Raw genomic sequence first — 22,753 nt, 5'->3', positions numbered from 1 at the left:
GGCAGCGCGGAACCACTGCGCCCGGAGGCGTACCAGCGGGCGCGGGCGGTGCTGCGGGCGGCTATGGCCGACCCCGAAACCGTGCGGCTGCTGGGCGCGACATCAGCGGGGGACACGACTATGGAGGCGACTTCAACCATGGAAACGACGACCACCACGCGGGACCACGATTCCAGCCCGGCGGCTCAGCGCCGCCGCGGGATCGGTATCGCGGGCCGATGGGGCATCGGCGCCGGGGTGGGGGTTGCCGCCGCGGCGGCAGTCGTCGCCGTCGTGCTCAACTCGTCGGCGACCGGGGGCGTGGAGGCCGGCAAGGAACCGTCAGCCGCCACCTCGGGCTCGACCGCCGTCGACGGGTCGGCCGAGAGCGCGCCGCTGATGACCCTGGCCGGGTCCATCGCGACGGTCACCCCGGCGGCGGGCGACGCGTGGCTGGTGAAGGCGACGCAGGTCCACGGCACCAAGACCATGCAGGTCGTCTACACGCTGTACACCGACGGCCACGAGATCTATACGGGCAACAGCGTGAACGACATCAAGCGTGCGATCGCCCGTGACCAGGACCAGATGACGGACGGGGGTTACGCTCCGCTGCTCACGGCAGCCGTCGCCGCGGCGGACAGCAGCCCGGCCGACGGCCGGACCCAGATGCTCACGGCAGCCAAGGATCCGCTGGTGGGCCTCGACCCCGCAGCGCAGAAGGCAGTGTGGGACAAGCAGCAGGCGGACGCCCAGGTGATCATCAAGCAGAAGGGCGGCAACGCCAAGCCGAAGCCGTACAGCCCGCAGGCCGTTCAGCGGCACTTCGACAACGCCCTGTGGACGTACAGCACCCAAGCGCTGTCCGCCGGCGACGGCAACACGCAGGTCCGGGCCGGTGTGCTGCGTCTGCTGTCCACCATCTCGGCGGTCAGCGTCAAGAACTCGACCACCCATGGCAAGGCGACGCTGACGATCACCGCTGGCCCCGACGTGTTCGGCGGCGAGGGCAGCGAAGTGCTGACCATCGACGCCACGACCGGCATGCTGGTCAAGGACGTATCCACCGTGCCGGGTCTCGCACGGGCCTCCACGACGTACGAATCCTCCCGCGTGACGAAGGCCGACCTCTAGGCCCACCATGCCGGCAGACGGGCGTACGCGCCCGGCGCTCGATGACGGTGCGGGCCGCCCCGAGGTGGCCCGCACCGTCGTTCGGTTGTTCGCGCGACCCGTGCCGGCCTGCGATGATCGACGCGTGACGTACATCCCGGACCTGGCGCCCTACGACTACTACCCGGGCGCCCCGGACGCTCTTGCCGTTGGTTGGCTGGATTCGAGCGAGCCCTTCCCCACCGGAGCGTGCCCGCGAGACGTGCGAGATCGCTTGGTGCGGCTCGGCGCTGAACCAGTACGGCTCATGCGTGGGTACCACTACTGCCAGTTCTGCCCGGCAGCGGTCGAGCCTGCGCGCGTGGTTCCAACCGACGATCGCCCTCGCGATGTTGCGCAGGGGAACGGCGAGATCTGGCTCACTGGCGCCGACGGGACGAACTTCGCTGCACCGGCGCTGATCGGCCACTACGTCGAAGAGCACCGCTACCTGCCACCTGAGAGCTTCATCGAGGCGGTTCGGACCGGTGTCCCCACCCCCGGCGTCGCATAGCCAGATGCGGCTTCCGCCGCATCTGGCCGACACGTGACGGTCAGCCGGACCGGCACGTTGACCTCTCCGCCCGGCCTCGCTGGTGCCAACACCGGGCCGGTACCGGCGCTCGTCGGCGGCCGGAGCGAGCCTGCTCTGGTGGGGGAGTGTGCGCACGTCAGGCGGTGGCGAAGGGGCCGCCGTCGCCGAACACGAGCCGCGCGAAGTTCTCGGCGATACGGCGATGTCCTGCAGCGTCGGGGTGCACCTCGTCGGGAAGGGGGAGTTCGGCGTAGTCCGCCTCGCCGTACAGGTCACGTCCGTCGAGGTAGTACAGGTTCGGGTCGTCGGCCGCGCGCTGTTCGACGATCCGGGCGAGTTCGTCACGGATGACGTTGAGGGTCAGCCGCCCGGCGCTGCGCTCGGCCGGATCGCCCGTGGCCTTGAACCGCAGAGCCCCGCCCTCGAAGTCCGGTACGAGAGGACCGGGCGTGTCCTCCTGGACCGGACACAGGATGGCGGACACGACCAGCAGTGGTGTGGTCGGGTGGCCTTCGCGGACAGTGTCGAGAAAGCCGTGGACCGCAGGGGTGAAGGCGCGTAGACGCATCACGTCGCTGTTGACGATGTTGATGCCGATCTTGACACTGATCAGGTCCGCAGGGACGTCTCGCATGGCGCGGGCGGTGAACGGGTCGAGCAGCGCGCTTCCGCCGAACCCCAGGTTGACCAACTGCACGCCGCCCTCGGCAGCGGCCAGGGCTGGCCAGATGGCGGTGGGGTGACCGGCGTTCGAGCCGTGGCTGATGGAACTGCCGTGGTGCAGCCAGGTCCTGCTTCCGTTGGGCGGGCTCTGCTCGACGGGCGCGTCGGTGCGCAGCGCGATCAGCTCGGTGATCTCCGTGTGTGGAAGCCAGATCTCGACGTCCTTCTCACCCTCCGGCAGACCCGCGAAGCGGGCGGTGCCGGCCGGTCCTTCGGTCAGCACGGAGGATTGGGTGAACATGTTGGTAACCGTCCGGACGTTGCCTTCGGGCACCGAGGCCTGTGCGGCCAGGCGGCCGTTGATCAGCAGGTCGTAGACGCCGTCCGGTGGGGCCGGGAACCCCTGGTAGACCCGTTTGGTGGGCAGCGTGTCCAGTTCGATGGTGGTGGCTCGGGTACGGAACGCCAGCCGTACACCGGAGGGCTGGGCCTCGGCCATGGCCAGTTGGTCATCGGGGATCTGCTGGCGCGCCCGAGCGGTCAGCCGATGCGGCAGTACGCCGCGCGGGGTCGCCTCCAGGTCGACAAAGCCGCGCAGGAGACCCGCGGTGACCGGGGTGGTGATCCACTGGTGTTCGGTGGGCATTGCCTCAAGCCTCTCGACCCAAGTTTCGATGTTCATCGGCGCGCCGCGCTGCGAACCGCGCGCGGTGGTGCGGCGTCGCCGGGTCAGCGGGTGCTGCGGTTGCGTAACACCGCGTCGAGCGAATCCACGATCCACTCCCAGGATTCCAGCGCGTCGGGAGCGCTGTATTCGAAACCACCGGCCAGCTCCAAGCTGACGTAGCCGTGGAAGACGCTGCCCAGCATCCGGACCGCATGGGTCGCGTCCGGCTCGTCCAACCCGTAACCCCGCAGGATCGCCCGAGCCATCTGCGCGTGCCGGACGCCGGCACTGGCGGCTGCCGTCTCCGGACCGAGCCGAAGGCGGGTGGCGGCATAGCGGGTGTTGTTGCGCCACGGGAAGGTGCTGACGCTGTCCGGGGCGACGGCGGGCTAGCCCGCGGATTCGGTCGACTGGCGCTCGGCGGTGATGCGAAGAAGTCCCTCCACGCCGCGGAGGAAGGTCTCGGACACCAGAGCGGGGTCGAAGAGGCATCCGGCTGCCATGGCGCCGTCGCGGAGCATGACGAAGTGCCGCGCGGCGGGCTCTGCCGTCTCCTCCTCGACCTGCGCCATCAGCGTGGTGAGCGTGTCCAGAAACCATTGCCGGTGGGCGATGATCTCCTGACGCACGGGATGTGCCGCGTCGGGATACTCCGCCGCAGCGTTCAGAAACGCGCATCCACGGAACCCCGGGGACTGGATGCTCTCAGCGATGGAGTTGGCGATGGCCTGGAGCGGGGCGGTCGGCCGTGAGCTGGTGGTGATGACCGCGTCGACCGCGCCGCGATCCATCTCATGGATCTCGCGCAGGTAGGCGAGGATGAGATCGTCCTTGCTGGGGAAGTGCCGGTAGAAGGTGGCCCGGGTCACCTTCGCCTCGGCGATGATCCGGTCCACGCCGACGGAGTGGATGCCCTCCGAGTAGAAGATCCTGGTTGCCGTGGCGAGGAGCCGTTGGCGTGCCTCGGAGGGCCGGGCAGCGGGTGCTGTGGTCGCCATATCGCCATCTTAGCGGATAGAACGTTCGGTCTGAGGGAAGCGAGCGGCCTCCGAGCAAGCGGATAGAACGTTCGGTCTTGACGATGCGGGTTGGGTCTGTCATGCTGGACCAGACAGAACGATCGGTCTACCAAACCCCTCCGCTGAAAGGGTCACCCGTGACCACCATTGCTGCTTCGCCCGGCATTTCCCAGACGGCCTCCGCGCTGCGGCGGCTGTACTTCGTCCGCTTCGCGTTCGCCATCGTCTGGGCCGGCGTGACGATCGCCACCGCCAAGGAGATCGGTCCGCTCGCGGTGGCGCTGTTCGTGCTCTACCCGCTGTTCGACGTGGGCGCCGCCATCTACGACCTCCGTTCGTCGCGGACCACCGGCTCGCCGGCCCTGCTGTACGTGAACATCGCGGTAAGCCTGGTCACCGCCGTCGGTGTGGGTGTCGCAGGCGCGTCCGGTGTTCCCGCTGTCCTGCGGGTGTGGGGCGCGTGGGCGATCGTCGCCGGTCTGGTCCAGTTGATCGTCGGTGTCACCCGTCGCAGGATGGGCGGCCAGTGGCCGATGATCATCAGTGGCGGCATCTCGGTACTGGCTGGCGGGTCCTTCATCGCCGGTGCTTCCGCGGACAACCCGTCGCTGACCAGCGCTGCCGGCTACGCCATTCCCGGCGCCATCTTCTTCCTCATCGCGGCCATCCGTCTCGGCCGCGCCGCGAAGGGCAACTGACATGACTGCCATCGAGTACGACGTCGTTGTGATCGGTGCCGGTCCGGTCGGCGAGAACGTGGCCGATCGGGTCGTGCAGGGTGGGCTGACCGCCGCGATCGTCGAGCGGGAGCTGGTCGGCGGTGAGTGCTCGTACTGGGCCTGCATGCCGACCAAGGCATTGCTGCGCAGCGCGTCCGCGTTGCGCGCGGCTCGCCAACTGCCGGGTGCGCGGGAGGCGGTGACGGGAGACCTGGACGCGGCTGCGGTGCTGGGCCGGCGGGACTCCTTCGCGTCGCACTGGCAGGACGACGGTCAGGTTTCGTGGCTGGCGTCGGCCGGCATCGCGCTGCACCGCGGTCAGGGGCGGATCACCTCCGCCCGCGTCGTCGAGGTGACCGGCGTCGACGGTGCCACGACGACGCTGACCGCGCGGCACGCCGTGGTCGTCGCGACCGGCAGCAGCGCCCTGCTGCCAGACATCCCGGGGCTGCGCGACGCGGCGCCGTGGTCCAGCCGCGAGGCCGCTTCGGCCAGTTCGGTTCCCCGTCGGCTCGCCATCATCGGTGGTGGCGTCGTGGCAGCCGAGATGGCGACAGCGTTCGCCGCCCTGGGGTCTGCGGTGACGGTCCTGGCCCGCGACGGTGTGTTGCCGTCGGCGGAGCCGTTCGCCGGTGAACTGGTCACACAGTCGTTGCGCGAGGCCGGTGTGTCGGTACGCCTCGGCGCGGAGGCCGTCGCCGTCAACCGCGACGACAGCGGAGCCGTCCACATCGAGACCGCCTCCGGCGAGCGGATCGACGCTGATGAGGTGCTGGTGGCGGTCGGCCGCACACCGAACACTCAGGACATCGGCCTCGACCGGATCGGGCTGGCGCCGGGCGCCTGGCTGGCGGTCGACGACACTCTGCGCGTCGTCGGCGGCGGCGAGTGGCTGTATGCGGCGGGCGATGTCAACCGGCGGGTGCTGCTGACCCATCAGGGCAAGTACCAGGCACGAGCGGTGGGCGACGTGATCGTGGCCCGGGCGAAGGGCGAGAAGGTCGAGGACGGCCGGTGGGGCCGGCACGTGGCGACGGCCGACGAACGTGCGGTGCCGCAGGTGGTCTTCACCGACCCGGAGATCGCGTCGGTGGGCCTGACTGCGGCTGCGGCGAAGGCGGCTGGGCTACGGATCCGGGTCGTGGACTACGACCTCGGGGCCGTCGCCGGAGCTTCCCTGCACGCCGATGGCTACCGGGGGCAGGCCCGCATGGTCGTCGACGAGGACCGGAAGGTGATCGTCGGCTTCACCCTCGCAGGCCCGGACGTCGCGGAACTGATCCACGCCGCGACCATCGCCATCGTCGGCGAGGTCCCGTTGCACCGGCTGTGGCACGCGGTTCCGGCCTACCCGACCGTCAGTGAGGTGTGGCTGCGGCTGTTGGAGACCTACGGCCGCTGAATTCAGGTCCGCAGCACTAGTTCCGTCCCAATTTCGAGGAGACTCCCGTGCCTACCAAGATCACAATCATCATCGACAACCCTGCGAACCCTGACGACTTCGAGCGGGTCTACGCGGACGTGAAGGCTGCCGCAGCAAAGTTCCCGAAGCTGCAGCGACTCGAGTCTGCGAAGGTGTGGCCGAAGGAGGATGGCACCGCTACCCCGGCGTACCGGACGCTCGACCTCTACTTCGACAGCTACGAAGACGCCTCCGCAGCGGTTGCGACGACCGTTGCCGCCGATGTCTTCGGCGCCCTCGTGGGGACGCAGGTCCCGTTCAAGGGGCTGTTCTCGGACATCGAGCAGGCGTAAGGATTACCAGCTCCCCGGGCGTAGGTAGAAACGACGCCTACGCCCGGTTCGTGAGCTGCAACGGCCACGGTGGGCGGGTACGCCGTTTCGCTCTCTGGATCGTCGCGCGGACCGGCGACGGACGAACCACCTGATCGACATCGAGCTTTCGGCGAGATTTCAGGGTTGGAGCGTGCGCAGCATCAGTGCGAGATAGCGCTGGGAGGCCGGCGCGGCGTCGGGCCCACCGGCCAGGACGACGCCGTGGTGGGCGGCGATCAGCAGCCGGAAATCGGCGACGGTCAGGTCGGCGCGGACGGTGCCCATCGCCTGTGCCTGCTGGAGTAACCGGGCGATGACGCGTTCCGTCTCCCGCCGCTCGTGGTCGAGCCCTCGTCCGGTGACCACGGCCTCGACGTAGGCCCTGGTGAAACCTCTGTCCTTCAACTGGTATGCGCAGAGCGTGCGAATCAGTTCCCGCAGCGCACGCGCCGGGTCCGGGTCGCTCAGGGCTTCGGCGTGCATGGCCGCGCAATCGTTCCACTGATCGCCGTAAGCGTCAGTGATGAGGCGGTCCCGGGTGGGAAAACGCCGGTAGACGGTGGCGACGGACACACCGGCGCTGCGGGCGATCCGAGCCATCGTGACGTCCTCGCCTTTTTCGGCGAAGGCACGCCGTGCCGCGGCCAGGATCCGGTGTCGCTTCTCCTCGGCGTCCCAGCGCATCAACCGAGCGTAGGCGCGGACGTTCCTCCGCATGAAGAAGTGCAACAACCGTACGCCGCGATACCTCAGTCCGTTGCCGGGCGCACGACGAGGGTCGGACCGTGGTTCCTGCTTCGACAGCCGAAACGAAGGGGAGATCATGGAAACGCTGGACGGCACGACAAGCCTCGTCACCGGCGCGAGCCGGGGCATCGGCCGCGCGATTGCCAAGCGGCTCGCCGCAGCTGGGTCGCTGGTGGTGGTGCACTACGGCACGAGCGCGTCAGCCGCGCAGGAGACCGTCGCGCAGATCACCGAGGCGGGTGGCGCCGCGTTCGCGGTCGGCGCGCAGCTCGGCGTGGAGGGTGACGCCGATCGGCTCTGGGATGGCGTGGAAGCCGGGTTGGCCGAACGCGGCGTGCCGCGCGGCATCGACGTGCTGGTGAACAACGCGGCGATCGGCGGGGCCACGCCGACACTTGCCACCGCACGACCGGATGACTTCGACGAGTTGTTCGCGATCAACGTGAAAGCGCCGTTCTTCGTGATCCAGCGTGGCGTGAACCTGCTCCGCGACGGTGGCCGGATCGTCAATGTCTCGTCCGTCGCCACCCGAGTCGCGATTCCCGGCACTCTTGCGTATGCCATGACGAAGGGCGCGATCAACACGTTGAGCGTCACGCTGGCACAGGAACTGGGCGGTCGGGGTATCACGGTGAACGCAGTGATGCCCGGGACGACCGCCACCGAGAACAACCTCGCCTGGTTCGACGCCCAACCGGCGCTACGCGAGGTCGTCACCGGGCTCTCGGCCCTCCGTCGCGTCGGAGAGCCGGCGGATATCGCGGACGTGGTCGCCTTCCTTGCCTCTCCCGCCGGGAGGTGGGTGACCGGCCAGGTGATCGACGCCTCCGGTGGGACGCATCTCGGCCTCTCCGTCGACCAGGGGCCGCCGCAGTAGATGCGACCGTTTCGTCTGCCGCTGGTCGATCAGGCGGAGACCGTGGTGGCCGGCCTGCCGGCGGGCGGCTCAGGCCGGTGAAACGGATGACCCATCCGGTTCGTGCTACGGTTAGCAAACGGATGGTCCATCCGTTTCATCGTTCGCTCGGCTCTGGAGAGAACATGCAGATCCTCATCACCGGCGGCACCGGCTACCTGGGCTCGGTGCTCGTCGAACACTTCGTCGCGGCAGGCCACGAAGTGGTAGCGCTGACCCGGTCTCCGGAATCGGCAGCCAGGACGACAGAGGCGGGCGCGTTCCCTCTGCTCGGCAACCTGACCGACACCGCGCTCCTGGAGAAGGCTTCTGCGCAGGCCGATGCGGTGGTGCACACCGCAGTCGACTATTTCGGTGGCGAGGACACGGTCAGGACAGAGGCCGCTGCCGTGGAGGCGCTGACCCGTGGAGCGGGCAAGGCGGGCGCTGGCAAGCCGTTCCTCTACACCAGCACGAACCTGGTTTACGGGCTCGACCCCAACCATTCCCGCGACGAAGACGCAGAACTGCCGGAGCCGGGCCTGCAGCCGTTCAAGCTCGTCGGCGAGCGGCTGGTGCGCGAGGCGGCGGGCCTGAAGAGCGTCATCATCCGCGCGGGCCTGGTCTACGGTCGGGGCGGCTCCCTGCTGCTCACCAGTCTGATCGACGCCGCGACCCGCTCGGGCGCGGCCACCTACATCGATGCCGGCGACAACGAGTGGACCCCGGTGCACGTGGATGATCTCGCCCGTCTGTACCTGACGGCCCTGGAACGCCCGGTGGCGGGCACCTACAACGCGGCCGGACCGCAGCAGTTCACCTTCCGCGACCTTGCCGAGGCGATCGCGGACCTGACCGGAGCCACCCCGACCTCGATCACCGCCGAACAGGCTGAGGACGCCATGGGGCCGATGGCCGCGTTGCTCCGATCCTCGGCGCGCATCACCTCCCACAGGGCACGCGACACGTTCGGCTGGAGCACCAGGGGTCCCGCCCTGTTGGACGACGTGCGCTCCGGCTCCTACCAGGTCGTGAACCTGTCGGCCCCAGCCTGACCAGCCGAGCCGGTGTCGGTGTGCGGCGCGTGCCAGGAGTGAGCAACCCCCGGGTACGGAAAGCCAGCCGCACACCGCAGGGCGAGGCCTCAGCGACCGAATTTCTCGATGGCGGCCGGGGTGACCGGAGTGAAGAAGTTGACGAGGTTGCCGTCGGGGTCGCGGAACAGCAGTGACCGGTTGCCCCAGGGCAGCGTGGTGGGCTCGTTGACGAAGTCGTCGACGACGCTGGTCAGCTTCTGATGCACGCTGTCCACGTCGTCGACGAGGAATTCGATGATCAGGCTGCGGTTGTCCGCCGGTTGAGCGGAGCCAGGCGCGAAGAGTGGGACGGTGCGAGTGCTGCCGATCGCGAGAGTGCCGGAGGCGGTCCGTAGCTCAGCGAAGTCCTCGGTGGCCCAGTCCGCCTGCACTCCCGTGACCCGTTCGTAGAAGTTGACGAGGCGTGCGACATCACCAGTGATGATCCGGACTGAGACGAGGTTCATGGTGATCTCCTAGATCGGGTGGAGCCAGGTGGCATGGCCACGCTAGAACGGATACCGGACAGAATCGGTCCAGTATCCGCGGTAACTTCGGCAGGTGGCTCGACCTACCGCTCAGGTCCTTACCCTGTTGGAACTCCTGCAGTCAGGCGGCATCCGGACGATGGCCGAACTCGCCCACCGTCTGGGCGTCGACGGGCGCACCGTGCGGCGGTACGTGGGGCACCTGATTGACCTCGATGTGCCCGTCGAGTCGGTACGCGGTCGTCACGGCGGCTATCGACTCGCGCCCGGGTACCGCATGCCGCCGCTCATGCTCAGCGACGACGAAGCCCTCGCGGTGCTGCTCGGCCTGATCGCCGGTCCCCGAACAGGGTTGGCGACGACGTCCGACACGGCGAGTGAGACGGCAGCGGCCAAGATCCGCCGGGTACTGCCCGAGCGCCTCGCTCGCCGACTTGGCTCCGTGCTCGAGGCCCTCGCCTTCACGGCCCCGCCCGGCGAATTCGGCGCCCCGCAGACGGGGGTTCTCCTCGCTGTCGCCGATGCGGTGCGGCATCACCAGCCGTTGTCGATCAGGTACACCACCGCCGATGGCCGGCGCGGTGAACGGACGCTGCACCCGTACGGACTCGTCGCCCATTCGGGCCGGTGGTACGTCACAGGTGCCGACCCTGCGATCGGTGAGGACCGGACGTTACGACTTGATCGGATCACCGACGCGAGGACCCTTCCCGGCTCCTTCGAGCCACCCGCCGGACCCGATCCCGCGCAGCGCGTTCTCTCGGCGCTCGCCACGGCGCCGTACCGGTATGAGGTGACCCTGCGGATCCAGGCGACGGTGGAGCATCTCCGTACCCGACTCCCCGCCAGCATCGCGATCGTGGAAGAGTTGCCGTCGCCGGCAGACGCAGACGTCCACAATGCGGGCTGGCTGCGCGTTGAACTGCGGGCGGAGCGGCTCGACTGGCTGCCCCCGGTGCTCGCATCGCTCGACCGGCCGTTCGTCATCGAGCGGCCGGACGAACTCCGCGGGCTCGTCACCGCGCTCGCCGACCGGCTTGTGACCAGCGCCCGCCGGAGTCCGTCCTCTACCTGACCGCAGCTCGTGAACGGGATGCTCCCGCTGACCCGGTTGGCACTGGTCTCAGTGCGACTCCGGCAGCGGGAGCATGGCCAGGGGCACATGGTGCTGCCCGGCGTGGATGTCGCGGTCGCGCAGGCTGCCCTGCGCCACAGGCCGTGGGAACGAAATCTTGACGACGTTCAGCGCTGGTATCCGGAAGATGCGGATGGCGTCAGCCGGTACGCCGTAGAGGCGAGCGATCAGCGGCGCGTCCAGGAAACCCGGGTCGGCTACCACGGTGTACCCGGCGGCGTCGCGCATGAACAGCTCCATCGTCACCCAGAACGGGCCGGCGTTCTTCGACCGAACCTCCAGCGCGAGGTCGGCGACGGTGCGGAGGTGGGCGTTACCGGACATCGCTGTCCTCCGGGAGGTGGATGCGGAAGAGGCTGGTGGGCGAGTCCACGTCGACGACGTGGTTGAGGACGAACTCGTACGCTGCCCCACGCTCGGTCTCCGCGGGGGAGTAGGGGAACGCGAGGCTGGGCAGGTAGTCCATGTCGGGCGTGGGCAGGTGCAGCATGAGTGGATTGGCGATCTTCGCGACGGCGGTGGCCGTCTGCTGATCCGCGGCGTTGACCAGGAGCATCACGCCGACCTCACGGGGTGTGCGGGTGTCCGGGTCCTTCGCCTCGAGCACGGCGTCGTAGCCGTACAGGCGGATGTCGAAGGCGTAGTCGTCGGTGCCGAGCCCGAGCGTCTGGGCGACCCGATCTGCGGTGACCCTGCGCAACAGCTGTGCCCAGGTGGTGATCTGGCCGAGGATGTGCGGGTCGCGGATGGCGGTGAACGACATCGTCTCGTAGCCGGTGATCCGGGCCCCCTCAAGTTTGTTCGTGTAGGGGGCCGGCTCGAATCGGGAGCCCTCCACCCGTACCCGCCGCTCGTCCAGGGCCCGGTAGGTGGCGTCGGCGACCATCAGCGTGCCGGCCGGTTCCCGCATCGAGAACGGGTCGGCGGTCTCGTAGAGCATGTGCGCCGCGACCGAGGTGGGCGTGCAGGCGACGGCCGGGTCGAGCGGCTCGATGGTGAAGCCGGTGGCGTCGATGGTGGCGAAGACCCCGCTGGAGCGTGGGTTCGTGGTGCACTGTGCGCCGCACTCGACGATCTTGGCGGCGTGCCAGGTCGGGCCGGCCGGCATACCGGCCATCAGCGGGAAGGCGGCGGCCAGGGCGGTGTCGGTGGCGCGCCCGGCCAGCACCACGTCGGCTCCGCCCGCCAGCGCCTCAGCGATCGGCTCATGGCCCATCATCGCGACGATGTGCTGGCAGCTGTCCAACGTCGCCGGGTCGAGGTCGCCGGCGGGCGGGAGCGGGTGGATCCGGCCCTTGTCGAGGTGGTCCTTGAGATCGGCGGCCCGCTGCTCGCTGTAGATGGTGGCGACCCGCAGGCCCAGCCCTTCCTCGGCCAGGATGCCGCGGGCGATCCCGGCGACCCAGTCCACGCCGGAGTCGGTGCCGCTGGTGCCGCACGACCCGACGATCAGCGGAATGCGCGCCTTCGCCGCCGCCCGGAGCAGCAGGCGCAGGTCGCGGGCCACGGCCGCCGCGGTGGTCTTGGCCGTGCCGGTGCCCAGATAGTACGGCCCGGAGTCGGTGGACCCTCCGTCCAAGGCGATGACGTCGGCACCGAGTTCCAGCCCACGGTCAATGATCTCGGGCGGGAACCCCGAGCCGAGCATGCCGGAGGGCACGAGAATGCGTACACAGTCGCGGGTCACGGTTTCCTCATTTCGCGGGTACGAGCCGGTCATCCGACGACGGTGGCCACGGCGCGGCCGGCCTGGCGGCCGGAGAAGAGACAGCCGCCCAGGAAGGTGCCTTCCAGCGCGCGGTAGCCGTGCATCCCGCCACCGCCGAATCCGCTGGCCTCGCCGGCGGCGTAGAGCCCGGGCACCGGCTGGCCGGCGCCGTCCAGCACCCGACCGTCGAGGTCGGTGTGCAGGCCGCCCAGAGTCTTGCGGGTGAGCACATGCAGGCGTACGGCGATCAGCGGCCCGGCCTTCGGGTGGAGGATCCGGTGCGGCGCGGCGGTCCGCATGAGCCGGTCGCCGCGGTAGTTTCGGAAGTTGCGGATGGCGGCGATCTGCATGTCCTTGGTGAAGCTGTTGGCCAGCTCCCGATCGCGTGCCTCGATCGTGCGCTGGATGTCGAGCGGGTCCAGCAGAGGCTCGTCGGTGAGCGCGTTCATGCCCTTCACCAGCTCGTCCAGCCGGTCGGCCACGACGAAGTCGGCGCCCTTCTGCTTGAATGCCTCCACCGGCGCCGGTGCGCCGGCACGGAGGCGGCCGAGTACCTGTTTGACGCTGCGACCGGTCAGGTCCGGGTTCTGCTCCGAGCCGGAGAGCGCGAACTCCTTCTCGATGATCTTCTGGGTGAGAACGAACCAGCTGTGGTCGTGGCCGGTGGTGCGCAGGTGGGCGAGCGTGCCGAGGGTGTCGAATCCGGGGTAGAGCGGGACCGGCAGCCGTCGTCCGCGCGCATCGAGCCAGACGGAGGACGGCCCGGGCAGGATCCGGATGCCGTGCGCGTCCCAGATCGGGTCCCAGTTCTGGATGCCCTCGACGTAGTGCCACATCCGATCGGGGTTGATCACGGCGCCGCCGGCGTCCTGGGTGATGGTCAGCATGCGGCCGTCCACATGGGCGGGCACACCGCTGATCATGTGGGCGGGTGGCGTACCGAGCCGGGCCGGCCAGTTGCGACGGACCAGGTCGTGGTTGCCGCCGATGCCGCCGGAGGTGACGATGACGGCCTGCGCGGTGTAGGCGAAGTCGCCGATCTCCTCCCGCGAGCTGGCGGCGCCGCGGGCGGCGTCGCTGGGTTCCAGGACCCGGCCCGAGGCGCCCACCACCGCGCCGTCGCTGACGGTCAGTGCGTCGACGCGATGCCGGAAGGCGAACCGGACGAGACCGCCTGCGGCGGCCTCCCGCACGATCGCGACGAAGGGTTCGAGCAGACCCGGACCGGTACCCCAGGTGACATGGAAGCGGGGCACCGAGTTGCCGTGTCCGGTGGCGTCGTAGCCCCCGCGTTCGGCCCAGCCGACGATGGGGAACATCTTGACGCCGAGACTCCGCAGCCACGCGCGTTTCTCGCCGGCGGCGAAGTCGACGTACGCCTCGGCCCAGCGCCGCGGCCACGCGTCCTCGGGGCGGTCGAAGCCGGCGCTGCCCTGCCAGTCCTGCCAGGCGAGTTCGGCCGAGTCACGGATGCCCATCCGGCGCTGCTCCGGCGAATCGACCAGGAACAGCCCGCCGAACGACCAGAACGCCTGGCCGCCGAGGCTCTGCTCGGGCTCCTGGTCGAGCAGCAGGACGGACCGGCCGGCGGTGACGAGTTCGGCCGTGGCCACCAGCCCGGCGAGGCCCGCGCCGATCACCATCACGTCCGCGTCCGCTGTTCTGGTGGTCATGCCGGCTCCTTCGGTTCGGTGAGCAAGTGGGCGGGCCGGCCGTCGAGGGCGGCGACGAGTTCCTTGGCACCCTCCATCCCCGCGGCCAGCCGGGCCTCGGCAGTCTGCCCGGCCATGTGCGAGAAGACAGTGATGCCGGCCACGCCGCGCAGGATGCTGTCGGCCGGCAGCGGCTCCACGTCCACCACGTCCAGGGCTGCGCCCGCCAGCCGGCCGGACCGGACCGCCTCGACCAGGGCGGCCTCGTCGACGAGCGGCCCGCGTGCGGTGTTGATCAGGTGTGCGCCCGGCTTCATCCGGGCCAACGCCGCGCTGTCGATGAGGTGGCGCGTGAGCGGCGTCAGTGCGGTGTGGACCGACACGAAGTCGGCGGCGCGCAGCAATTCGTCGAGAGTGACCCGGGTGACCGGCGCGGGCAGGCTGCCGGTGCACAGCACCGTCATGCCGAAGGCGGCGGCCAGCGGCGCCACCCGCTGGGCCACCGCGCCCCGCCCGATCAGGCCGAGCGTCTTGCCGCGCAGTTCGTGGCCGTCGGTGCGGGGCCAGCCGCCGGCGGCCACCCCGGCGGCCATCGGCACCAGGCGCCGGACCTGGGCGAGCAGCAACCCCATGGTGTACTCGGCCACCGCGTTGGCGTTGATCCCGGGCAGGTTGCTCACGCTGATCCCGAGCCGGCCGGCGGCGGCCACGTCGACGGAGTCGTACCCGACTCCGGTACGCACGACGGCGCGCAGGTCCGATGCCTGGCGCAGCACCTCCGCGGTCATCGGCTCGTTGGCGATCAGTGCCCCCTCGACGCCGGCCAGGGCCGCGATCAGCTGCTCCGCCCGGCGTGGTCCCCGCATGGGGTCGTGTCGCGTCGTGAAGCCGAGGCCGGTCAGGTAGGTGTCCACCTCGTCGCCGGGAGTGAGGTAGTCAGTGGTGATGAGGATTGTCGACATCATTCGCTTCCGGTGAGGGTGACGGCCCGGTCGGCCCGGTGCGCACGCTGCAGGCGTTCGAGACGTACGACGACGAGCATGGCGAGTACGGCGAGCACGGCGATGTAGAGCAGCATCCCGTCCCAGCCGGCCACGTCGATCACCGCGCCGATCAGGGCGGGGCCGCCGAAGCCGCCCAGGTACCAGGTGACCGCGTACAGGCCGGTGTAGGCGCCGAACACCCGGCTGGACGGCGCCAGGTTCCACAGCGCCACCGCCGCGTTGATCGTGAAGGCGGCGGCGCCGGCCGAGGCCACGCAGAACGCGACGACCGTACCGGTGGCGGTCCGCACGACGGTGCCCGCCGCCAGCGCGACGGCGAAGACGGCGATGCCCACGGCGATGATCCGCAGCCGTCCGAAGCGTTCGGCCAGCAGCGCGGCCGGATAGGCGGCGGCCACGTAGACGATGCCGCTGGGCAGGGTGAGCCCTCCCGCGTCGCCGCGGCTCAGGCCCAGCGCCTCCATGCCGTACGGGGTGATCAGGGACCGTGAGGCGAACCATGCCCCGCCGAAGAGCAGGACGGTCAGCAGCAGCAGGAGCCGACGGCGATCCTGGTCGGTGAAGAGGCCGGCGACGATCTGCCGCAGCGGTTGGCTGACCGCGGCGGGACCGGCGGAGGACTCCTCGGCCACGGCGGCCTGGTAGGCCGCCGACCGGCTGTCGCGCACGTTGGCCAGCAGCACGAACGTGGCGGCCAGCATGATCACCGACGGGATGACGAATGCTGCCCTGGGATGCTCGTCCACCACGAGCAGGCTGATGAGCGACGCGACGATGATGGTCAGCGCCGTCGCGATCTTCACGACGGCGTTCGCCCGACTGCGCCGTTGCGGGGGCAGGAAGTCCGGTACCAGCGACTCCGCCAGCGGTCGGGTGGTGTTGGCGATCAGCGCGTAACAGAACATCACCACGGCCAGCGTGGTCAGCGACGTGGTCCACGGCAGCAGGACGAAGACCAGGGCTGCCAGGGGCATGCCCACCGCGAGGTACGGGATCCGCCGGCCCCACCGGGTCCGGGTGTTGTCGGACCGGTTGCCGATCCAGGGCTGGATGAAGATGCCCAGCAGGTTGTCCATCCCCATCAGCGCGCCCACGAGCGCCGCGCTCGTCACGTGCTCGCGCAGCAGGACGGGGACCTGGTTGTCGTAGAAGTTCCAGGTCGATTCCTGGGCGAAGAGTGCGAGGGCTATGAAGAACGTGATCCGCCGGTTGGACACACGTCCACCTCCTTGTGTCCCCGGTCACGTTAAATTGCTGTAGCAAACTCGTCAACAGTTGCAACCAAAGTTGCTGTGTCATGCGCTAGAGTGCGGTCATGACGACAGCCGGGACGCTCGCCGATCAGGCGTACCGACAGGTTCGCGCCGCGATCGCCACCGGGGAACTCGCGCCGGGAGAAAAGGTCACCGAGCGCGGCATGGCCGAGCGGCTGGCGGTCAGCCCGACACCGGTGCGCGAGGCCCTGCGCCGGCTGGAGCTCGACGGGCTGATCGAGCGGATCGGGCCGCGTACCGTGCTGGTCGCCGCCATCCGCGACGCCGCCATCGACGACCTCGCGGAGGTGGAGGTCGGCCTGCGTGGCCTCGTCGCCCGCTTCGCCGCCCGACACGCCACCGCCGAGCAGCTCGACGCGCTGGACGGCATTCTCGACCGCGCCGACGACCTGCTGATCCTCCTCAAAGAGCGGTCCGCGCAGGGCGCGCCGGTCGATCGGCACCTCACCGAGCTGCTCGACACCATGCAGCAGTTCAACGACACGGTCAGCGCCTGCGCGCACAACCCGGTGCTGGTCCGGATGCTCGAGCAGAGCCGCGTGTTCTCCCGCCCGCAGCGCCGCGAGCTGCTTCTGCAACGGGTGGCGGAGGACGACACGTTCGGCCTGGAGCGATACAGCAGCCACCGAGCCCTGGTCCGGGCGCTACGGGCGGGCGACTCCGCCGCCGCGGAGCGCATCGCGCTCGAGGACTCGCAGGGCGGCCTGGCAGCGCTTCGGGAGACGCCGTGACCACCCACCGCATCGCCGTCATTCCCGGTGACGGCATCGGCAAGGAGGTCGTCCCGGCCGGCCTCGACGCGCTGCACGCCACCGCACGTCGCTTCGGCCTGACGCTCACCTTCGACAGCTTCGACTTCGCCAGCGCCGACTACTGGCAGCGGCACGGCACGATGCTGCCGCCCGACTGGGAACAGACGCTGCGCGGCTACGACGCCATCTACTTCGGCGCGGTGGGCTGGCCGGAGGTCGTACCCGACCATGTCTCGCTCTGGGGCAGCCTCCTGCAGTTCCGGCGGGTCTTCGACCAGTACGTGAACCTGCGCCCCTGCCGGCTCATGCCCGGCGTCCGCAGCCCTCTGGCCGGCCGGCTCCCGGGCGACATCGACTTCGTCGTCGTCCGGGAGAACACCGAGGGCGAGTACTCCAGCGTGGGTGGACGGATCTTCGAGGGCACCGACCGGGAAACCGTCCTACAGGAGACGATCATGACCCGCGTCGGGGTCGACCGCGTCCTGCGCTACGCCTTCGAGCAGGCCGACCGTCGCCCGAAACGGCACCTGACGTCCGCCACCAAGAGCAACGGCATCTCCATCTCCATGCCGTACTGGGACGAGCGGGTGGCCGCGATGGGCGAGCGGTTCCCCGACGTCCGCCTCGACAAGTTCCACATCGACGCGCTCGCGGCGCAGTTCGTGCTCCATCCGGAATGGTTCGACGTGGTCGTGGCCAGCAACCTGTTCGGGGACATCCTCTCCGACCTCGGCCCGGCCTGCACCGGCACACTCGGCATCGCCCCGAGCGCCAACATCAACCCCGAGCGTGAGCACCCGAGCCTGTTCGAGCCCGTGCACGGCTCGGCACCCGACATCGCAGGCAAAGGCATCGCCAACCCGATCGGCCAGATCTGGTGCGGCTCGATGATGCTGGAGCACCTCGGCCACGCCGAGGCCGCCGCCCACCTGCTCGGCGCGGTCGAGGACGTCCTGGCGTACGGGCCCGGACAGGCGCCGTTGACCCCCGACCTGCACGGCACCGGCACGACGGCGGAGCTGGGCCGAGCGATCGCCGAGCGGGTCAGCGAACGCCCGTCGGGCATCGCATGAGGCGCGGCCCCGTCGTCGCCCCGATCAACTGCTTGAAGGTAGGGCCGACGGTGCCGGCCGGGGCGGCGCCGCCAGCCGATGCACGAGCGTCCTTCCATTCCCTGCTCAGTCGTCCTGCCACCTGCGTAGATCCGTCTGGTCGTGATAGGGCATGCGGTCCGGTGTGGTGATGAACTCCATCGTCGTGCCCCAGGGCGTGCGGCAGTAGCAGACTTTGTTTCCAGGACCTTCTTCGGTCGCATAGGGAATAGCGCGAGGCTCCGTGAGTCGGGTGCCTCCGGCCCTCACGAAGCGCTCAACCGATGCGTCGATGTCGTCGGTGTAGAGACCGAAGTGCGTGATGCCGAAGTCGCTCGGTCGGACCGGCTGGGCTTGTTCGGGCCCGTGCATCTCGAAGAGCTCGAAATCGGGTCCGGTTCCGACCTTGACCATCGCCTGCGCGCGCACGACCGTTCCAGGGAAAGCGCCAACGGCCCGCTCGAATTCGGGTCCCTGCCGTGGCGGATCCGACGGTCCGAAGGACTGATAGATCACCTGACCGCCGAAAGCCTCCACGAAGAATGATTTCGCGGCTTCAATGTCCGGCACCGTGATGCCGATGTGGTTGACGCCACGAATGACAGGTGGGGTCATGACAGCCTTCCCTTCTTCATCCAATCGATCCATCGCGTGCCCAACGTGCCCGCAGTGTCGCGATCCGCCGGGCCCACGACGACGCGGTCATCACTTGGCCTTGAGGAATTCGATCAGAGCGGCCGCGACCTCATCCGGCCGTTCCTCGGGGAGATAGTGGCTGCACCGCGCGATCGACCCGCCTGTCACGTTGCCGGCGAACTCCTTGAGCATCGGCACCATCTGCGTGCCGAAGCGTTGATCGCCGCCGAGACCTAGCACCGGAATCGAGAGCGGATTCTTCTTGTATTCGAGCGCGGCCGCATGATCGGCGGTGAGGGTCCGATACCATTCCAGGCCCCCGCGGGTACGGCCAGGAAGCGCCATCGCTTTCGCGTAGATGTCGATGTCCGCCGGATCGAAGGTGCTGTGATCGTAGAACCGCTCAGACATGAAGGTCGAAATATAGTCGTACTCCCGGCCGTGGATCAGGCGCTCGGGTAGGTCCCGGTTCATATGGAAGCTGAAGTGCCAGAGCCCGGCGATCGATGCCTCCCATCCGGTCCAGCCGGGAAGCGGAACGTCGAGGACGGCCAGGTGGGTGACGGCCCCCCGATAGATGGCGGCCTGCGCGAGGGCGACCATTCCGCCGATGTCGTGTCCGCACACGGCGTAGCGTTCATGCCCAAGGGCAACCATGACTTCGTGCGCGTCGCGCGCCATCGTCGCCTTGTCGTAGCCGTCGAGCGGGCAGTCGGAGAAGCCCGCGCCGCGCAGATCGATGGCCACCGCGCTGAATTGCTCGGCCAGCAGTGGCATCACACTGTGCCATCCCCACCATGTTTCCGGCCAGCCGTGAAGGAGGAGGATCGGTGGGCCTGCGCCGCCGATGACGGTGTTGATCTTCAGGTCATTCACCGGCATCAGTTGCTGGGTGAATCCCTTCAAAGCTGCGATCATGATCGCTTCCCAGTCGGATGTTGGCGTTCAACCAGGGCTCGCCGCCGCGAACCGCCATATCGGCCATGATCGACCATTCTTGCGCGTTTGATGCCAAGCTACCGCGAAAAAGCGATTTGCGGGCGCGTAACTGGTAAGGTTCCGCGGACCGTGTGGGAGAGGGGCCCTTGTGGACGGTGTGGCGGCATGACGTCGACGATCCGGATCGGCAGGGCGCCGTGCCTCACCGGCCGCGCGCGGGGTCCCAAGCACGACCCTACCTCACGGTAACTGAGCGGATGCACTCAGCTACTTTTCAGGTTGCGTTGCTACGTTCCCGGCACGACGGCATCCATTATGGAGGCCGTTGATCTCGTTGCGGCACAAGGGTTCGGCGTGGAATTTGCACGGCCGGCCACGTGTCGGAGCGTCCGCGGCTGTCGAGGGAGAAGTAGTGGTGTTCAAGAAGATGCTGGGCGCTTTCGGGGTCGGTGGGCCCAGCGTCGACACGGTGCTGTCCAATCCGAACACCCGCCCAGGGCTGGTGCTGGGCGGGCAGGTCAACCTGACCGGCGGCAGCCACGACGTGGAGATCGACCACATCACCGTCGGGCTGGTCACGCGGGTGGAGATGGACGGTGCCGGCGACGAGTACGACGCGTGGGTCGAATTCCACCGCGTCCACGTGGCCGCGAGCCTGCATCTGCGCGCGGGACAGCACCTGTCGCTGCCCTTGCAGATGCCGATGCCCTGGGAAACCCCGGTGACGAGCCTGTACGGGCAGCCCCTGCACGGCATGACCATGGGGCTGCGCACCGAGGTGGCTGTGCGCGGCGCGGTCGACAAGGGTGACCTCGACCCGGTGTACGTGCACCCACTGCCGGTGCAGGAGCGCATCCTGGAGGCGTTCGGGCGGCTCGGCTTCCAGTTCAAGGGCGCCGACCTGGAACGCGGGCACATCGTCGGCCTGCACCAGAGCCTGCCCTTCTACCAGGAGGTCGAGTACTACGCCGCACCCCAGTACGCCCACGGCATCAACGAGGTCGAGCTGACCTTCGTCGCGGCGGAGCACGGTGTGGACATCGTCCTGGAGTTCGACAAGCGCGGCGGCCTGTTCACCGGCGGCAGCGACTCGTACGGCCGCTACCACGCCGCCCACGCCGACGCCGACGCCGACAGTGTCGACTGGGCCGCTCAGGTGGACACCTGGGTCCGTCAGGCCCTCGACCAGTACCAGGGTCTGCGCGCCAACCACGGCTACGGCCAGCCCGCCTACGGCCAGCCCACTCACGGCTACGGCGCTCCCGGCGGCTACCCGCCGCCGCCTCCGCCCCCCGGGTACGGGCATGCCGCCTACGGCCAGCACGGCGGCGGGCACTACGAGGAACACCACGAGCGCCGTGGACCCGGGATGGGCGCCATGGCCGCCGGTGTGGTCGGTGGCGCTGCGCTCGGCTTCGCCGGAGGGATGGTCGCTGAGGAGGTCTTCGACTCCTTCGGCGGTGACGAGGACGAGGGCGGAGACGAGGGCTGATCATCGGCGCGCTGGGCCGGCCGGTCGTACCGATGAAGCAGCGTGGTCGGTCGTCGCCGGCGTTTGAGCCGCCGCCGCGTCGGCTGACCTGACTCCCGCGCGCGGGCCCGCCCCTTGCCGGGTGGGCCCGCCGCTGGTCATGGGAAGGCCAGGCTTGACGAGGGCCGTGCTGTCCGGGAGGCGTCGTGTTGCGGACGTCGGCCCCGTAGCTCGGTCTGGAGTGCGTTTCTAGGTCGGCAGGTGCAGGTGTTGCAGGTCCTCGGGTACCGGTAGGTCGGGTCGGTAGATCAGCATCGGCGGCTGGCTGTCGGTGTCGGCGCGGGCGGCGGGAGCGTCGGCGAGGGAGAACTGGTCTCGGAGGCGACCGAAGAAGTCGTCGACGTCGGCGACGATGAGCTTCGCGCGGCGGCGGGCGGGGTAGACGGCGACCCAGTCGCCGGGGTCGAGGATCCCGTGTACGCGTCCGTCGACGACGACGGTGACCTGACCCGAGCGAGGGAGCACCTGGACACCGACTGGTTCGTCCGGGGCGGTGACCATGCTGCGGTTGAACGCCATGTGCGGGGCGACGGGGGTGAAGACGAGGGCGTTGAGGCGCGGCGACAGGACCGGTCCGCCGGCGGCGAAGGAGTAGGCGGTGGAGCCCGTCGGTGAGGCGACCATGACGCCGTCGGCGGAGTAGGTGGCGAACAGTCGCCCGGACAGGTACACGGCGACGCTGGTCTGCCGGTCCCGGCCGAGTTTCTCGAACACGACGTCGTTGAGGGCGCTCAGGCCCAACGGCACACCCCAGCCCACCTCGTCGGGCGTGCTCGGCCGGGGGAGAGGCGGGACGGCATCGGGACCACGGCCGTAGCGCAGCAGAGTCCGAAGTTCCGGTGGGACCTGCAGCGGTCGCGACGCCCGCAGGGTGAGCAGCATGCGCTCCTGGATGGGTGCGTGTCCGGCCAGGGCGGCGCCGAGCACCCTCGGCAGGTCCGTCGCGGCGAACGGGGTGAGGAAGCCGACCCGGCCGGCCTTCACGCCGAGAACGGGTGCGTCGGCCTCGACCGCGACGGCCAATCCGCGCAGGAGAGTGCCGTCGCCGCCGATCGTGACGACGAGCTGAGGTCGCTGCGGCAGGTCGGCCAGGACGTCGGCGGGGCTCTGCTCGTCCCGCCAGACGTTCAGGGTCTGCGACTCGGCACCGTGCTCAGCGCAGATCCGGGACACCGTGTCCGCCGTCTCAGCGGCCTGGGACCTGGTTGGGTGTACGACGACCCCGACGAGCATTCGAACCCCTCCACGCCCTCTCGGCTGTCACCTCATCTGACGCTGAACACCGCGGCATCACCCTACGTACCGGGTCTCGTGG

The 22,753-nt window shown here is 69.3% G+C and carries 23 protein-coding genes and 1 pseudogene; 11 read left to right on the top strand and 13 right to left on the bottom strand.

The window, feature by feature from the left end:
* Positions 1–63 precede the first annotated feature (63 nt).
* Both ACQPZK_RS20195 and ACQPZK_RS20190 read left to right on the top strand, forming a co-directional pair.
* The gene (locus ACQPZK_RS20195; protein WP_433534497.1) at positions 64–1,113 is read left to right on the top strand and encodes a hypothetical protein; all 1,050 of its coding nucleotides are present in this window, start codon (positions 64–66) and stop codon (positions 1,111–1,113) included.
* A 124-nt stretch (positions 1,114–1,237) separates the two neighbouring features.
* Positions 1,238–1,645 carry a hypothetical protein gene (locus tag ACQPZK_RS20190; RefSeq protein WP_433534496.1) on the top strand — a complete coding sequence of 136 codons (408 nt, stop codon included), beginning with the start codon at positions 1,238–1,240 and terminating at the stop codon, positions 1,643–1,645.
* 157 nt (positions 1,646–1,802) lie between these two features.
* Here the strand turns inward: ACQPZK_RS20190 and ACQPZK_RS20185 are convergent, their stop codons facing one another.
* The 3 genes and pseudogenes from ACQPZK_RS20185 to ACQPZK_RS20175 form a co-directional block, all read right to left on the bottom strand.
* Complete coding sequence (locus tag ACQPZK_RS20185) at positions 1,803–2,975, bottom strand: GDSL-type esterase/lipase family protein (RefSeq protein ID WP_433534495.1); 1,173 nt, start codon at positions 2,973–2,975, stop codon at positions 1,803–1,805.
* 83 nt (positions 2,976–3,058) lie between these two features.
* A pseudogene (locus tag ACQPZK_RS20180) lies at positions 3,059–3,295 on the bottom strand (TetR-like C-terminal domain-containing protein); the annotation flags it as partial.
* A 90-nt stretch (positions 3,296–3,385) separates the two neighbouring features.
* Positions 3,386–3,892 (bottom strand): TetR/AcrR family transcriptional regulator, encoded by a 507-nt coding sequence (locus tag ACQPZK_RS20175; RefSeq protein WP_433534494.1) that lies wholly within the window; start codon positions 3,890–3,892, stop codon positions 3,386–3,388.
* 260 nt (positions 3,893–4,152) lie between these two features.
* On the opposite strand from ACQPZK_RS20175, the gene ACQPZK_RS20170 reads away from it, so the two are divergent.
* The 3 genes from ACQPZK_RS20170 to ACQPZK_RS20160 are packed head-to-tail and all read left to right on the top strand — an operon-like array spanning position 4,153 to position 6,489.
* Positions 4,153–4,713: a hypothetical protein gene (locus ACQPZK_RS20170; protein ID WP_433534493.1), complete on the top strand. Its 561-nt coding sequence runs from the start codon at positions 4,153–4,155 to the stop codon at positions 4,711–4,713.
* Position 4,714: 1 nt separating this feature from the next.
* Positions 4,715–6,136, top strand: coding sequence for a dihydrolipoyl dehydrogenase family protein (locus ACQPZK_RS20165; RefSeq protein WP_433534492.1), 1,422 nt, complete (start codon positions 4,715–4,717; stop codon positions 6,134–6,136).
* A gap of 47 nt (positions 6,137–6,183) precedes the next feature.
* The gene (locus ACQPZK_RS20160) at positions 6,184–6,489 is read left to right on the top strand and encodes a hypothetical protein (RefSeq protein ID WP_433534491.1); all 306 of its coding nucleotides are present in this window, start codon (positions 6,184–6,186) and stop codon (positions 6,487–6,489) included.
* Positions 6,490–6,648: 159 nt separating this feature from the next.
* On the opposite strand, the gene ACQPZK_RS20155 is transcribed toward ACQPZK_RS20160, so the two are convergent.
* On the bottom strand, positions 6,649–7,194 hold the full coding sequence (locus tag ACQPZK_RS20155; protein WP_433534490.1) for a TetR/AcrR family transcriptional regulator: 546 nt from the start codon (positions 7,192–7,194) through the stop codon (positions 6,649–6,651).
* A 139-nt stretch (positions 7,195–7,333) separates the two neighbouring features.
* On the opposite strand from ACQPZK_RS20155, the gene ACQPZK_RS20150 reads away from it, so the two are divergent.
* Both ACQPZK_RS20150 and ACQPZK_RS20145 read left to right on the top strand, forming a co-directional pair.
* Entirely contained in the window at positions 7,334–8,134 is an 801-nt protein-coding gene (locus ACQPZK_RS20150) for an SDR family oxidoreductase (protein WP_433534489.1), read from the top strand.
* 164 nt (positions 8,135–8,298) lie between these two features.
* Positions 8,299–9,207, top strand: a complete 909-nt coding sequence (locus ACQPZK_RS20145; protein WP_433534488.1) for an NAD-dependent epimerase/dehydratase family protein — start codon at positions 8,299–8,301, stop codon at positions 9,205–9,207.
* Between the two features lie 89 nt (positions 9,208–9,296).
* On the opposite strand, the gene ACQPZK_RS20140 is transcribed toward ACQPZK_RS20145, so the two are convergent.
* Complete coding sequence (locus ACQPZK_RS20140; protein ID WP_433534487.1) at positions 9,297–9,695, bottom strand: VOC family protein; 399 nt, start codon at positions 9,693–9,695, stop codon at positions 9,297–9,299.
* A 127-nt stretch (positions 9,696–9,822) separates the two neighbouring features.
* Between ACQPZK_RS20140 and ACQPZK_RS20135 the strand changes: the two genes are divergently transcribed.
* A complete protein-coding gene (locus tag ACQPZK_RS20135) occupies positions 9,823–10,791 on the top strand; it encodes a helix-turn-helix transcriptional regulator (RefSeq protein ID WP_433534486.1) in 969 nt (322 codons plus the stop codon).
* Between the two features lie 48 nt (positions 10,792–10,839).
* On the opposite strand, the gene ACQPZK_RS20130 is transcribed toward ACQPZK_RS20135, so the two are convergent.
* The 5 genes from ACQPZK_RS20130 to ACQPZK_RS20110 are packed head-to-tail and all read right to left on the bottom strand — an operon-like array spanning position 10,840 to position 16,432.
* On the bottom strand, positions 10,840–11,175 hold the full coding sequence (locus tag ACQPZK_RS20130; protein WP_433534485.1) for a DUF4387 domain-containing protein: 336 nt from the start codon (positions 11,173–11,175) through the stop codon (positions 10,840–10,842).
* Positions 11,165–12,538, bottom strand: a complete 1,374-nt coding sequence (locus tag ACQPZK_RS20125; protein WP_433534484.1) for an acyclic terpene utilization AtuA family protein — start codon at positions 12,536–12,538, stop codon at positions 11,165–11,167. The genes ACQPZK_RS20130 and ACQPZK_RS20125 overlap by 11 nt, the downstream gene beginning before the upstream one ends.
* 29 nt (positions 12,539–12,567) lie before the next feature.
* Positions 12,568–14,232 (bottom strand): FAD-binding dehydrogenase, encoded by a 1,665-nt coding sequence (locus tag ACQPZK_RS20120; protein WP_433534483.1) that lies wholly within the window; start codon positions 14,230–14,232, stop codon positions 12,568–12,570.
* Entirely contained in the window at positions 14,229–15,176 is a 948-nt protein-coding gene (locus ACQPZK_RS20115) for a phosphoglycerate dehydrogenase (protein ID WP_433534482.1), read from the bottom strand. Before ACQPZK_RS20115 ends, ACQPZK_RS20120 begins: the two co-directional genes overlap by 4 nt.
* Positions 15,173–16,432 carry an MFS transporter gene (locus tag ACQPZK_RS20110; protein ID WP_433534481.1) on the bottom strand — a complete coding sequence of 420 codons (1,260 nt, stop codon included), beginning with the start codon at positions 16,430–16,432 and terminating at the stop codon, positions 15,173–15,175. Before ACQPZK_RS20110 ends, ACQPZK_RS20115 begins: the two co-directional genes overlap by 4 nt.
* A gap of 98 nt (positions 16,433–16,530) precedes the next feature.
* Here ACQPZK_RS20110 and ACQPZK_RS20105 point away from each other — a divergent pair, with 98 nt between their 5' ends.
* Together ACQPZK_RS20105 and ACQPZK_RS20100 are read left to right on the top strand one after the other, a co-directional pair.
* Positions 16,531–17,220: a GntR family transcriptional regulator gene (locus ACQPZK_RS20105; protein ID WP_433534480.1), complete on the top strand. Its 690-nt coding sequence runs from the start codon at positions 16,531–16,533 to the stop codon at positions 17,218–17,220.
* Complete coding sequence (locus ACQPZK_RS20100; protein ID WP_433534479.1) at positions 17,217–18,314, top strand: tartrate dehydrogenase; 1,098 nt, start codon at positions 17,217–17,219, stop codon at positions 18,312–18,314. Before ACQPZK_RS20105 ends, ACQPZK_RS20100 begins: the two co-directional genes overlap by 4 nt.
* Positions 18,315–18,419: 105 nt before the next feature.
* On the opposite strand, the gene ACQPZK_RS20095 is transcribed toward ACQPZK_RS20100, so the two are convergent.
* A complete protein-coding gene (locus ACQPZK_RS20095) occupies positions 18,420–18,947 on the bottom strand; it encodes a VOC family protein (RefSeq protein ID WP_433534478.1) in 528 nt (175 codons plus the stop codon).
* A 90-nt stretch (positions 18,948–19,037) separates the two neighbouring features.
* Entirely contained in the window at positions 19,038–19,886 is an 849-nt protein-coding gene (locus ACQPZK_RS20090; RefSeq protein WP_433534477.1) for an alpha/beta fold hydrolase, read from the bottom strand.
* Between the two features lie 433 nt (positions 19,887–20,319).
* On the opposite strand from ACQPZK_RS20090, the gene ACQPZK_RS20085 reads away from it, so the two are divergent.
* Positions 20,320–21,399, top strand: a complete 1,080-nt coding sequence (locus ACQPZK_RS20085) for a sporulation protein (protein ID WP_433534476.1) — start codon at positions 20,320–20,322, stop codon at positions 21,397–21,399.
* A 228-nt stretch (positions 21,400–21,627) separates the two neighbouring features.
* Here the strand turns inward: ACQPZK_RS20085 and ACQPZK_RS20080 are convergent, their stop codons facing one another.
* Positions 21,628–22,671: an NAD(+)/NADH kinase gene (locus tag ACQPZK_RS20080; protein WP_433534475.1), complete on the bottom strand. Its 1,044-nt coding sequence runs from the start codon at positions 22,669–22,671 to the stop codon at positions 21,628–21,630.
* Positions 22,672–22,753: the final 82 nt, after the last annotated feature.

The sequence above is a fragment of the Micromonospora sp. CA-249363 genome, assembly GCF_050950185.1.
In the GTDB taxonomy this organism is placed as follows: domain Bacteria; phylum Actinomycetota; class Actinomycetes; order Mycobacteriales; family Micromonosporaceae; genus Micromonospora.
This window is presented reverse-complemented; position numbering and strand designations above follow the sequence as displayed.

What these genes read in the sequence shown, in the direction of transcription:
- ACQPZK_RS20195 (WP_433534497.1), top strand. Translation starts at nt 64, where the DNA reads ATGGCCGACCCCGAAACCGTGCGGCTGCTGGGCGCGACATCAGCGGGG.
- ACQPZK_RS20185 (WP_433534495.1), bottom strand. Translation starts at nt 2,975, where the DNA reads ATGCCCACCGAACACCAGTGGATCACCACCCCGGTCACCGCGGGTCTC.
- ACQPZK_RS20165 (WP_433534492.1), top strand. Translation starts at nt 4,715, where the DNA reads ATGACTGCCATCGAGTACGACGTCGTTGTGATCGGTGCCGGTCCGGTC.
- ACQPZK_RS20155 (WP_433534490.1), bottom strand. Translation starts at nt 7,194, where the DNA reads ATGCGCTGGGACGCCGAGGAGAAGCGACACCGGATCCTGGCCGCGGCA.
- ACQPZK_RS20150 (WP_433534489.1), top strand. Translation starts at nt 7,334, where the DNA reads ATGGAAACGCTGGACGGCACGACAAGCCTCGTCACCGGCGCGAGCCGG.
- ACQPZK_RS20145 (WP_433534488.1), top strand. Translation starts at nt 8,299, where the DNA reads ATGCAGATCCTCATCACCGGCGGCACCGGCTACCTGGGCTCGGTGCTC.
- ACQPZK_RS20140 (WP_433534487.1), bottom strand. Translation starts at nt 9,695, where the DNA reads ATGAACCTCGTCTCAGTCCGGATCATCACTGGTGATGTCGCACGCCTC.
- ACQPZK_RS20130 (WP_433534485.1), bottom strand. Translation starts at nt 11,175, where the DNA reads ATGTCCGGTAACGCCCACCTCCGCACCGTCGCCGACCTCGCGCTGGAG.
- ACQPZK_RS20120 (WP_433534483.1), bottom strand. Translation starts at nt 14,232, where the DNA reads ATGACCACCAGAACAGCGGACGCGGACGTGATGGTGATCGGCGCGGGC.
- ACQPZK_RS20115 (WP_433534482.1), bottom strand. Translation starts at nt 15,176, where the DNA reads ATGATGTCGACAATCCTCATCACCACTGACTACCTCACTCCCGGCGAC.
- ACQPZK_RS20105 (WP_433534480.1), top strand. Translation starts at nt 16,531, where the DNA reads ATGACGACAGCCGGGACGCTCGCCGATCAGGCGTACCGACAGGTTCGC.
- ACQPZK_RS20095 (WP_433534478.1), bottom strand. Translation starts at nt 18,947, where the DNA reads ATGACCCCACCTGTCATTCGTGGCGTCAACCACATCGGCATCACGGTG.
- ACQPZK_RS20090 (WP_433534477.1), bottom strand. Translation starts at nt 19,886, where the DNA reads ATGATCGCAGCTTTGAAGGGATTCACCCAGCAACTGATGCCGGTGAAT.
- ACQPZK_RS20080 (WP_433534475.1), bottom strand. Translation starts at nt 22,671, where the DNA reads ATGCTCGTCGGGGTCGTCGTACACCCAACCAGGTCCCAGGCCGCTGAG.